Raw genomic sequence first — 11,597 nt, forward strand, 5'->3', positions numbered from 1 at the left:
TAAAACGAAACTTCCATCAAAACAAACAGTTTATCAGCCATTTTCAACTTTACTGCTTTTGGCTCCTCCAAAATCACGAGCGCTCGCCACCAGGATAAATTTGAAAATCTCTCAGGACGCGAACTACTTTCGCAATAGGCAAACCGACGACATTATAATAATCACCGGCAAATCTTTCGACCAAGCGAGCGCCTTTGCCTTGGATGCCGTAGGCGCCGGCTTTATCCATCGGTTCGCCTGTTTCAACATACGCTTGGATACACTGCTCGCTTAAGTGATGAAAATAAACGTTCGTCTTTTCCGTCCATGCACGTGTTTTTGTTCCCTGTTTTATGCAAACACCGGTATACACCTCGTGTTTCTTTCCGGACAAATGGGTAAGCATACGGACAGCATCGCTTTCATCCATCGGTTTCCCGAGCAAACCGCCATCGATGGCCACGATCGTATCCGCCGCGAGGATGACAGCATCCGGATAGCGATTGTATACGTCAGCAGCTTTAGCCGTTGCCAATTGAACGGCATTATCCGCAGGCGTTTGTTCATCATTGATTTTTTCTTCTATATTACTGATCGCGACGGTATATGCATAGCCGCTCTCGTTTAATAATTGCTGTCGGCGCGATGAAGCAGACGCTAGAATCAACATCGTTTAAAAACTCCGTTCTTCTAGTAACTATTCACCCAGTTTTCGAAAGCTAACGTTGCTTCCATCCAGGCTTCGTGTTCCTCGACGTTTCCTTCCTCGTGCAAAGCTTGGATCGTTTCTGAAAAACGCTCGTCTCCTTCTAGTAAATCCATATCGATCGCCGCGAGCGCGCGTTCCGCTTCTTCCCGATCTCCACTCGGGCTAGTCGCATCTAACCCGGTTAATAAAGCTTCTCCTACATCACTTGCCAGTTGTTCTGTCTCTTCATCCATTCCTTCTGCTGCGATCGGAACCGATAATGTCTTCACATAGCCTTCTAACCCTTCTTCGTTTATTTCCGGGATCATCTCGTCTTCTGCTTCGCCCCGGGCAGTCATTCCAACATACAAATAAATCATCTCTTCGTTTTCATCCTCATGCAAGAGCGCCGGAAAATCTGCTTCGGAAAATACCTCTTGCATTTCCTGTCCGGCTTCATTCGTGGAAAATGCCCCTGCCTGTACAATATCCAACTGCATTTCTTCCATACCCTCTTCTTCGTCAACAGCAATGGAGCCGGATTGAGCGTCAGAAGTACTGCCCGCTGTGCCGGCATCGGGAGTCAGCGAAAAATTTGTCGCTAGTTGGAGCAAAGGGAGACCAAACATTAACCCAAGAATTAAGGCCGCGGCGATGGTTACGGGCATTTTAAGATGCTTGAATGAACCCCCTTTTTTTGATCGGGGAACTTCCGGCTTCTTTTTTTTCCGATGAAGGGGCAACCCGGGACTGTCTGTTAACGGTTGACGGTCCCGCTCTGCCCATTCTCTCCGTTTTTCGCTAAGATCGGCTACTTCACGTTGCCCCCTCCCTACGGTATAGTTTTCCTTGATGCCGCTTCCAAATTCTCCGCCGGAAGAGGTGGCCCCGATATCTTTTTGCTTCGTCACTGTTTGCCTCGGTTCTTTTGGTTCCTTAACGGTCTGCGCTTTCTCGGTGCCGTGTTTGTTCTCATCCTCCCGACCTTCATGATTCTCTTCGTTATTCGTTACTTCCCGGCCGTTTATCTTAAAGGTTATTTTGCGGTGGCCTTGTCCCATTTCAGCCTCCTCACCATCCGTCTTCTGATGACTCACCTTATCACAGATGCAATCAGAAGGATGATGAGTTTTGTCAATAAGCATTTGCGACTGTCCGACAAAATAACGATTTAATGCATTGGATACAAACTCCAAACCGAATCTCCGAATAATAGAACGGTCACCGCCGCTAACGCAATGCTCGGAGCAAACGGGAAGGGTTGGCCTGTTTGCAAACGACCGATTGCAAATGCCACCAAACCGATCAATGTGCCGAAAAGTGTCGAGAGAAAAAACACGAGCAACAAATCCCAAAAACCGAACGCGAGACCGAGCACAGCAAAAAATTTAACGTCTCCGCCACCGATTCCTCCCCCGCTTAAGCGTAAAATGAAATACAGGATGACAAAGATGATTGCTGCGGCCAAAAACGGACTCCACCAAGGTTCATGGGGATCGATGAAAAGACGGATCACAACGAACAGCGAGGCAAAAAAGAGAAGAATAACGTTTGGAATTCGCATATAACGTAGATCGGTGATGGTAACGATGATAACGAGAGAAAGGACGAGGAACGCGACGAGCATTTCAGTCGAAAAGGGGTAATAGCGAACGTAAACAAGAACGAAGAGAAAAGCAGTGGAAATCTCCGCAATGAAATATTGCGAAGGGATAAGCGCGGAACAATAGCGGCAGCGGCCCAACGTAGATAGGAAGGAAAAAACGGGAAAAAGATCACGTGCCTGCAATGTCGATTGACAATTGGGGCATACGGATCGGCTCCAAGCGATCGGCTTCCCCACCGGCACGCGTACACCGACAACTTGGAAAAATGATCCGAACACAAGCCCCAGTATCAAAATAACAACCACTTCAGGAAGCAAAAGGAACCTCTTTTCTTAAACCCCGATATAACCAACCACTCTACTTATCACTATTCGCCGTTCCCTTTCATTTTCCTGCATTTTTTTCATAAAAATTTTGCCGCACGTCCGAGATAAAGTATAAAGAGCCGGCAAACACAATGATATCATTCGCTTTCGCACGTTTGATCAGTTCATTGTACCCTTTTTCCCAATCGTCAAAGACTTCCGTATCCGGCGAAACGTGCCTAGGGTCTGCTGCTCTTGGATGAGAAAATGTCGTTGTGATAAAGCTTGCAGGAGCCAAAGAGAGCAAAGGAGCAAACAACGTTGACGGATCTTTTTCTTTAGTGAAAGCTGTTAAAATATGAAGCGTTCGGTCTGGATATACCTCTGCAAGATAACGTGCCAAATGTTCGATGCCTTCCGGATTATGCGCGCCATCCATGAGCACGAGCGGGGACGCTTGTACTTTTTCAAGTCGCCCCGGCCAAAAAGCTTTTGCCAACCCTTCCGCAAGCAATTGTTCATCAATCGGAAAGGAACGGTAGACGCGCAGATAATCGGCGATCATGACAGCAAGGGCGCCATTTTTCAGCTGATGCTCCCCTCGCAGGAACACACGCAGATTCTGATAGCAATGAAACGGCGTGCGTACGGAAAATGTCCCTCCATCTTCATCCATGGATCCATCGATCAGTTCAAAATGCTCTCGGAGCGCGTAATACGGCGCGCGCATCTCCACAGCTCGCGCGCGGATGATCGTTGACGCTTCCGGATCCTGACAAGCAGTGATCATCGGGACGGCAGGTTTGATAATCCCTGCTTTTTCTTTGGCGATATCGGTGATTTCCGAACCAAGAATATGCATATGGTCTTTCCCGACGTTCGTGATCGCGCTTAGCATTGGTTGAATGACATTCGTCGAATCCAAACGCCCGCCAAGCCCCACTTCCCATAAGACGATATCGGGAACGGCAATTTTGGCAAAATACCAGTTCGCAATCACGGTTAATATTTCGAACTCTGTCGGGGGTCCCCACTCCGTATTTTCAAGAGCAACCGCGTGGGGTCGAACGGCACGTGCCGCTGAAATAAAATCTTCTCGCGGGATGGGGGTGCCGTTAACGCTGATGCGCTCTTCAAATTGAATGATGTAGGGGGACGTAAACGTTCCTACCGTTAGCCCCGATGCTTGTAAAATCGATTGTACATACGTGAGCGTTGACCCTTTTCCATTCGTTCCGCCGATATGGACCGACAGGAGACGGCGCTCGGGATGGTCGAGTGCCGCCAATAAGTGTTCGACACGCTCGAGCCCCGGCTTTATCCCGAATGGACGATGGCTTTTTAACCACGTCAGCACTTCATCAAATGTGTCCATCCATGCTTGCTCCTTATTTGTTTTTCGCTAACTCATTCATTTGTTCCAAAATCGTTTTGCGTTTCTCAACATAATCCGCGTGCTTTGCGCGTTCCTTTTCTACAACGTCGGCTGGGGCATTCGTTACAAAACCTTCGTTGGCAAGTTTTTGATCCAAACGCTCGACTTCTTTATCCATTTTTTCTTTTTCTGTTTGCAGCCGTTCCAGTTCCGCGTTGATATCGACGAGCCCGGCTTGCGGAATATAGAGTTCCACGCCGCTTAACACATGGGAAATTGCCTGATCCGGCACTTCGAGGTCCATGCTGATTTCCAGCGTTTCCGGGTTACAAAAATTTTCTAGATACGGTTGCCCGCGCAACAATCGTTCTTTTGCATCCTCAGAGGTCGGTTTTAAATGGAGCGGGATTTCTTTTCGTGGCGGAACGTCCATTTCCGCCTTGGTGTTGCGAACCGTGCGAATGACCGTTTGATACAATTCCATATCCGTCAGCGCTTCTTCATCGATCCATTGTTCATTTGCCTTCGGCCACGCTGCGCGTGTTATCGTCTCTCCATCGTGCGGAAGGTGCTGCCAAATTTCTTCGGTTAAGAAGGGCATGAATGGATGCAAGAGGCGCAATGTTTCATCAAGCACATGAGCGAGCACCGAGCGTGCCGTCTGTTTTTCTTTTTCATTTTCTCCGTAAAGGGGGAGTTTGGCCATTTCAATATACCAATCGCAAACATCATCCCAAATGAAGTTGTAGAGCGCCCTTCCGGCCTCACCGAATTCGTAGCGATCCATCATTTGGGTCACGTGAGAGATGGTCTGTTGCAATTTCGTGAGAATCCAACGGTCGGCCGTTGCCGTCACTTCACCCAAGTCAATATCCTTATGAGCCATTCCTTCCATATTCAGGAGCGCAAACCTAGAGGCGTTCCAGATCTTATTGCCGAAATTCCAGTTTGCCGTCACCTTATCCCATTGAAACGTTAAATCGTTCCCCGGGGATGTACCTGTTGCCAATGTGAAGCGCAACGCGTCTGCCCCATATTGTTCCACAACATCCATCGGGTCTACCCCGTTGCCGAGGGATTTGCTCATTTTCCGTCCTTCTGAGTCACGCACAAGCCCATGGATTAGCACATCTTGAAACGGACGCTCGCCCGTAAACTCCAAACCTTGAAAAATCATGCGGGAGACCCAGAAAAAGATAATGTCATAGCCGGTCACAAGCACATTGGTCGGATAAAAATGTTGAAAATCTTCCGCCTCTGTCTCCGGCCAGCCCATCGTAGAAAACGGCCATAACGCTGAGCTGAACCACGTGTCGAGCACATCTTCATCTTGCTCCCAGTTTTCGCTGTCGGCGGGCGCTTCTTTTCCGACATGCATCTCTCCAGTTTCCTTATGGTACCAAGCCGGAATGCGGTGTCCCCACCATAGCTGCCTGGAAATGCACCAATCGCGAATATTTTCAAGCCATTGCAAATACGTATTTTCAAAGCGAGGTGGGACGAAACGGACTTTTTCATTTTGGTTTTGCAGATCAATCGCCGCTTGTGCCAACGGTTTCATGTCCACGAACCATTGGGTGGAGAGATACGGTTCGACGACTGCCCCTGAACGTTCGGAATGGCCAACAGCGTGCATGTGCGTCTCGACATGAAACATCGTGTCCGCCGCTTGTAAATCCCGGACGATCGTTTTGCGACACTCAAATCGGTCAAGCCCCTGGTAATCGCCGGCGTTTTCATTCATAACACCCGCTTCATCCATCACCAATACGCTCGGAAGATCATGACGCTCGCCCATCTCAAAGTCATTTGGGTCATGGGCAGGTGTTATTTTCACCGCTCCCGAACCAAATTCCCGGTCTACGTAGTCATCAGCGACAATCGGGATTTCCCTTTCAACGATCGGTAAAATAACCGTTTCCCCGATAAGCGATTGATAGCGTTCATCATCCGGATGCACCGCGACTGCCGTATCTCCGAGCATCGTCTCCGGACGGGTTGTCGCCACTTCAATATGGCCTTCGCCGTTTTTCAATGGGTACTTCATGTGATACATTGCGCCTTCGACCTCTTTATATTCCACTTCAATATCGGAAAGTGCCGTTTGGGCCGTTGGGTCCCAGTTGATAATATACTTGCCGCGGTAGATGAGGCCTTTTTCATAAAGGCGAACAAAAACCTCCCGCACCGCATTGGAAAGATCGTTTTCCAGCGTGAATCGCTCTCGCGTATAATCAAGGGACAGTCCGAGCGTTGCCCACTGTTCACGAATAAAATTAGCATACTCTTCTTTCCAATCCCAGCTGACGTCAAGAAATTTCTCACGTCCGAGATCATGGCGGTTTTGTCCTTTGTCTCTCAGTCGGGCCTCCACCTTTGCTTGGGTGGCAATGCCGGCGTGATCCATCCCCGGCAGCCAAAGCATATCACGGCCTTCCATCCGTTTTTGGCGCGCAATAATATCCTGAAGCGTCACATCCCACGCATGCCCGAGATGAAGACGGCCGGTCACATTCGGAGGGGGGATCACAATCGAAAAAGGTTCTCCTTTGCGCTCTCCCACTGTCGTCGCTTCAAAATAACCATTATTTACCCAGAACGGATACCATTTCGTTTCCGTCCGTTTTGGATCATACTTCTTTTCCATTTCAACCATTATTAAAGCCTCCTTAGATTAGAAAACTTGGCTTTTCGCCAAGCTATTATGGCGAAAAGTTTTAGTTGCACTTATGTAGGTAAGAAAGTTGATTATAATTTCTTGCCTACCAAAAAAAGCGCTTCCTCCCTCAAAGGACGAAAGCGCTCGCGGTACCACCTTTGTTTATGAACGATGATTCATACACTCGGATAGCTGTAACATTGCCAACGGCCGTTCTTACTTTTATTCGGAACAGCAGCTATACAGACGACTTCAGCACGAGCGCCCTCGGGAACCTTCCAGCCGTGGATTCCTTTTCTGTAGAGGGATCAGTGCCTACTCCTTCCGTTTCATTGCTTTTGGATTACCTCATGATTTTCCTTTATTCTACGCAACGGAAACAATTTCGTCAACGAAGGAAATAAAAAGGTATCAGCCCATCTCCCTCACACATAGGATGTATTAATAATCGGAAAGGGGAAGGAACCTGATATGGCACGCCATTATTACAAACCACCACCCGGTTACGGGAAAAAGCGCCCGCCTGTGTTTTTTAAGTGGCGATATGCCGCCGCACAAATTTTATTGATCATTATTTGCTTTCAAACGATCCGTACGATTTTTTTGCCCACAACGTTTGATGTGCTTCTTTTAGTCATCCTTGTTTCTTCTTATTGGTATTTCCGAAAAAAACCATATTGATACGTTTCTCGTATAAGCCGGTGAAATGTGCCTTGGCGCGTTTCCACGCCACTCCCTCGTGGAGACCAAATTCGTAACATTCCTTCGTTTTCAGGCTCCATAACCCTTTCATGAAGACCGAAAGCTTGTCTACTTTTCGTTTTCGGACACTATAAACCGTTCATGGCGACCGTACGCCCAGCTTTTTTCATTTTCAGGCATCATGGTTCGATTGTTTGCAAAGGGCTTGGCGCCTACATAAAAAACGACCATGCCGGACTAGTACTGTGTTTCAGGAATGCTTTCCCGGCACAGCCCACTAGTGCAAGGTGGCTTAATTAACCGATCACGGGGACAGTTGGAAAGAAGTTCGGTCGGCAACGCTTCTGGTTCCCTAACGGACAATTTACCGCATCATGGCGACCGAAAAAGCGGTCGGTTCTCATGTTCGGTCGCCATAACCGTTTTATGACGACCGTAATGGCCTGAATCGAAAGAATTCAGGTGTCATAGCCGCTTCATGATGACCGAAAAGGCTTGTATCGAAAGAATTCGGTCGGCATAGCTGCCTCATGGCGACCGAACGAGCGATTGGCTGTCGTGTTCGGTCACCATGAACCGTTTCATGGTGACCGGGGAATCCTGCTTCGCAAGAAGACATTCGGCCATTGACGATAGCCTTTGATACCTTAACTCGGGCTGTGGAAGTTAAATCCAATCGATCACTAACCCCAGTTTGAAGCCCTAATCCGGTCTTCCGATCGTCGGTTTGACCGCTTATTTTCGACAGGCTGTACTAGGAACCTTGCATGGCCGCTTCCTGTTTTTCCTTCCATTGCATCATTTGCAACAAATAACGCAAACTGCTTAATTTAGATTCTAACATCGCCGTCCACTGATGTTCTGCGTAGCGCAAAGGATCTGTCGCGTAAGCTCGCGCAAACGTCAAAATCGGTGCAGGAGTAAGCATAAGCGCTTTTAAAAGGCCGGTATCCGCTTCCCCCCAGCTAGGTCCGTAGGCTTCATATGTCCCAAAAAGCTGTTTGCTCTCCAAAGGATCGAAAGGCTCATGCCGCGCCAAATCTTGATAAAAATAGGCAAGGTCATATGCAGGATGCCCGGGACCGCTCGTTTCCCAATTTGTAAACCACGCATTTCCATCCGCAGCAATAAGCCCATGTTCCAACGAAGGACGGCCATGACAAAAAGCAAAGCGATACCCTTCCCTTTCCTTGACTTGTCGCGTCCATTTCTGAAATCCTTTTTTCATCTCCCCGAACATCATGTCATAAAACGGATACCCATTTAAAAAAGTGAGTTCAAATGGAGACATAAACCTGGAATGTTCAAACTGATCAGCCAACTGGTTCATTAGCAATTGATCTTGTTGCCAACCCTGCTGCACTTCATTTTTGTACGTGGACAGCTCGTCTTCGGTCATATCCTCTTCGTCTTCGGAAATTTTATGATTAAGGGCAAGAATCGTTAATAGCCTAAGTTCTTTTGGGGGCGGAGACATTAGCGGTTGTTCCTCAATCCAAGGCTCCAGATAAAAATAATGGCGATTTGTTTCAAACATAGACATATCACCCCTCCTATTCGTAAGAGGGATGATACCTTTCATGCCTGCACGCTCCGCATATCGTAAGTGATGAAGAAAATGTTCACGTTCTTGCGGCGTCCGTTCCCACCGTTTCAGCGCAAATAGGCCATCTTGCGTTTCGATTCTAACGACGCGTTCACTCTGCAAATCCCAGTGCGCATTTTGGAGACCAACTTTTATTAAAAGTTCTTCGATCACGTCATTCATTCGCGGATTGCACCGGGATATAAATAATTTCCCCTTGATCCACATGATTGATATCCATTTTGTTCCATCTTAGTAACTGTTGGACTGTATACCCATAGCGATCGGCGATGGTATCTAAAGACTCGTTTTCTTGAATAATACACATCCGCATTTTCGTAAACGATTCCCGATCGTCGCTTCCCAACATTTCCGTGAGGTAAAGGGCATTATCCCGCTTGTTTGTTTTTGGTGTTTCCTCGTCATCGGTCGATGACACATCTTCAACTTCTTCTTCCTCATCGTTAGCCTGTACGACCTCATATTCCGATTCTTCTTGTTCCGGCTCGGCATTGGAATGATCAGCATCGTCCCTTGACAGCACGGATTCCTCCGTTTGCTGCACTTCTTCCGGTACCGGTTCTTTTTGAACCTCGGCATCGCTTTGTTCTTCTTGTACAGGCGTCTCTATTTCTCTATCCGGTTCCGTTTCCTGAGTTTCAAAATTCAGGACTGGTGTTGATTCCTGATCTTCTTCTAGTTCTTCCTTTGTTATTTCTTCACGTAACGCATCGGTGTCATCAGAAGATGGATGAACATTCTCATCATTGGTCGGTGGTGCTTTCACTTCGTGCGTAAACGTTGGGAATCCTTCCGGCGTTGGGCTTGCTTCTCTTTTTGTATCCTCGCCCTCCTTCATGCCCGTAATCGTTACGTCAGCCGTTAACTGAATGCAACTTGGTTCCGGCAAATCGTAGTCAAAACTATCAATTTGAACATACAAATCATCCAAACTTTGAATGCGATGAAGCGGGATCGTTACATCGACGGGAAAAAAATGCTTAATCTCCCGCGCACCCGTGTCTGTCGTGCTCAAACGATCCGCTGTTTGCGGCACTCCCCCTTGTCTTTGATCATCATATGTGTCATCTTCGTTGTTTTCATAAGGTTGATATTGCCCGACGAGATGCAGTCCTCCTTTAATGAGCACTTCATGATTATCCTCTTGCATCGTAATATCCGGCTCTAGTTCCAACCCGAGAATGGATTGAATACGCTCACCTTGATCAAGCCATATCGCTTCTTCAAGGTTAAAAGATAAAGCTGATGGTTGTTCTTGGGTCACGGTTTGTTCCCCCTCTTCATTAAAAATACGTCCGTCCCACTGTTTTCTCGTACGCTACCAACGTATGTGTCCGAACGGGCGGTTATGACTGGTTTCTTCCGTGTAGGGGGAAGGAACGAGGAGAGATCCAACTTATATTTCATTTGTTTATCATTTCGAAAATTTGGGTAAACATAAAGGATTTCAAAATTGGAGGGATGGAAAATGACGGAAACGCTTTACAAAGTAGATCTTTCTAAACCTATGGACAAGCAGGAAATACCCGGACATAACCGTTGGCATCCGGATATACCGCCTGCATTTAGCGTCAATCCCGGACAACAATTCAAAATGGAGTGTTTGGACTGGACAGATGGTCAAATCAATAATAATGACGATGGGACAGAAATTCGGGATGTCAATTTAAATCGCGTGCACGTATTAAGTGGTCCTGTGGAAGTGAAAGGTGCGGAACCAGGGGATTTACTTGTTGTCGACATTTTGAACATCGGTGCATTTGACGAACACCCATGGGGATTTAATGGAATATTCGCGAAAGAGAACGGCGGAAGTTTTCTTGTAGACCATTACCCCGAAGCAAATAAATCGATTTGGGATTTTCACGGCATCTATACAACTTCCCGGCATGTACCCGGTGTGAAGTTTGCAGGTGTTATTCATCCGGGATTAATCGGTGTCGCACCATCCCACGATCTGCTTATGGAATGGAACCGTCGTGAGGGGGCACTCGTTACTGAAGATGAAAATCGCATTCCTCCTTTGGCCAACCTCCCTGACGAAGATAGCGCTGTTCTAGGAACGTTAGAAGGAGAAGACTTCCGCCGCGTAGCCAAAGAAGGCGCCCGTACCGTGCCGCCTCGAGAAAATGGCGGAAATTGTGATATCAAAAACCTTTCCTTGGGATCCCGTGTTTATTTCCCTGTTTATGTTGATGGCGCGAACCTTTCGGTAGGTGATCTTCATTTCTCCCAAGGTGACGGTGAAATTACTTTTTGCGGCGGGATTGAAATGCCTGGTTGGATTGAACTAAAAGTGGATATTATCAAAAACGGCATGGAAAAGCATAATATCCAGAGAAATCCCGTATTCCAACCCGATCCCATGGATCCGCAATATAGCGAATACCTAGTGTTTGAAGGGGTGAGCGTTCACGAAACCACAGGCAAGCAGAGTTATCTTGATGCACACATGGCGTATCGTAACGCATGTTTAAATGCAATTGACTACTTGAAAACACTGGGGTATACAGGAGAACAAGCATATATGCTTCTTGGAACCGCGCCGATGGAAGGGCGAATCAACGGTATTGTGGACATTCCCAATGCATGCTGTACCGTATCAATACCGACCGCTATTTTTGACAAAAACATCCTTCCGAAAAAAGGATTGGATTGACGATGGCTTTTTATACT

At 47.4% G+C, this 11,597-nt stretch carries 9 protein-coding genes and 1 other annotated feature; of the genes, 2 read left to right on the forward strand and 7 right to left on the reverse strand.

Annotated features, from left to right (window positions below):
- Positions 1–73: 73 nt before the first annotated feature.
- From HUG15_RS17090 to HUG15_RS17110, 5 genes are all read right to left on the reverse strand, one after another.
- A complete protein-coding gene (locus tag HUG15_RS17090; protein WP_200124243.1) occupies positions 74–649 on the reverse strand; it encodes a Maf family protein in 576 nt (191 codons plus the stop codon).
- Between the two features lie 20 nt (positions 650–669).
- Entirely contained in the window at positions 670–1,728 is a 1,059-nt protein-coding gene (locus HUG15_RS17095; RefSeq protein WP_211202255.1) for a hypothetical protein, read from the reverse strand.
- Between the two features lie 110 nt (positions 1,729–1,838).
- Entirely contained in the window at positions 1,839–2,591 is a 753-nt protein-coding gene (locus HUG15_RS17100) for a prepilin peptidase (RefSeq protein WP_211202256.1), read from the reverse strand.
- A 67-nt stretch (positions 2,592–2,658) separates the two neighbouring features.
- On the reverse strand, positions 2,659–3,954 hold the full coding sequence (locus tag HUG15_RS17105; RefSeq protein ID WP_200124246.1) for a bifunctional folylpolyglutamate synthase/dihydrofolate synthase: 1,296 nt from the start codon (positions 3,952–3,954) through the stop codon (positions 2,659–2,661).
- Between the two features lie 13 nt (positions 3,955–3,967).
- The gene (locus HUG15_RS17110; protein WP_200124247.1) at positions 3,968–6,610 is read right to left on the reverse strand and encodes a valine--tRNA ligase; all 2,643 of its coding nucleotides are present in this window, start codon (positions 6,608–6,610) and stop codon (positions 3,968–3,970) included.
- Positions 6,611–6,740: 130 nt separating this feature from the next.
- Positions 6,741–6,955: a binding site (T-box leader), on the reverse strand.
- 129 nt (positions 6,956–7,084) lie between these two features.
- On the opposite strand from HUG15_RS17110, the gene HUG15_RS17115 reads away from it, so the two are divergent.
- Positions 7,085–7,294 (forward strand): hypothetical protein, encoded by a 210-nt coding sequence (locus HUG15_RS17115; protein ID WP_200129113.1) that lies wholly within the window; start codon positions 7,085–7,087, stop codon positions 7,292–7,294.
- 775 nt (positions 7,295–8,069) lie between these two features.
- Here HUG15_RS17115 and HUG15_RS17120 read toward each other — a convergent pair.
- Both HUG15_RS17120 and spoVID read right to left on the reverse strand, forming a co-directional pair.
- Positions 8,070–9,083 carry a protein kinase family protein gene (locus HUG15_RS17120; protein ID WP_200124248.1) on the reverse strand — a complete coding sequence of 338 codons (1,014 nt, stop codon included), beginning with the start codon at positions 9,081–9,083 and terminating at the stop codon, positions 8,070–8,072.
- Positions 9,076–10,185: a stage VI sporulation protein D gene (gene spoVID, locus HUG15_RS17125; RefSeq protein WP_200124249.1), complete on the reverse strand. Its 1,110-nt coding sequence runs from the start codon at positions 10,183–10,185 to the stop codon at positions 9,076–9,078. The genes HUG15_RS17120 and spoVID overlap by 8 nt, the downstream gene beginning before the upstream one ends.
- A 204-nt stretch (positions 10,186–10,389) precedes the next feature.
- Between spoVID and fmdA the strand changes: the two genes are divergently transcribed.
- Positions 10,390–11,580, forward strand: a complete 1,191-nt coding sequence (gene fmdA, locus HUG15_RS17130) for a formamidase (RefSeq protein WP_200124250.1) — start codon at positions 10,390–10,392, stop codon at positions 11,578–11,580.
- Positions 11,581–11,597 lie beyond the last annotated feature (17 nt).

This window comes from Salicibibacter cibarius (assembly GCF_016495725.1).
GTDB classification, from domain to species: Bacteria; Bacillota; Bacilli; order Bacillales; family Marinococcaceae; genus Salicibibacter; species Salicibibacter cibarius.

Bases quoted from the DNA above. Each gene is read 5' to 3' on its own strand.
- HUG15_RS17090 (WP_200124243.1), bottom strand. From the start codon at position 649: ATGTTGATTCTAGCGTCTGCTTCATCGCGCCGACAGCAATTATTAAAC.
- HUG15_RS17120 (WP_200124248.1), bottom strand. From the start codon at position 9,083: ATGAATGACGTGATCGAAGAACTTTTAATAAAAGTTGGTCTCCAAAAT.
- fmdA (WP_200124250.1), top strand. From the start codon at position 10,390: ATGACGGAAACGCTTTACAAAGTAGATCTTTCTAAACCTATGGACAAG.
- HUG15_RS17110 (WP_200124247.1), bottom strand. From the start codon at position 6,610: ATGGTTGAAATGGAAAAGAAGTATGATCCAAAACGGACGGAAACGAAA.
- HUG15_RS17095 (WP_211202255.1), bottom strand. From the start codon at position 1,728: ATGGGACAAGGCCACCGCAAAATAACCTTTAAGATAAACGGCCGGGAA.
- HUG15_RS17105 (WP_200124246.1), bottom strand. From the start codon at position 3,954: ATGGACACATTTGATGAAGTGCTGACGTGGTTAAAAAGCCATCGTCCA.
- HUG15_RS17115 (WP_200129113.1), top strand. From the start codon at position 7,085: ATGGCACGCCATTATTACAAACCACCACCCGGTTACGGGAAAAAGCGC.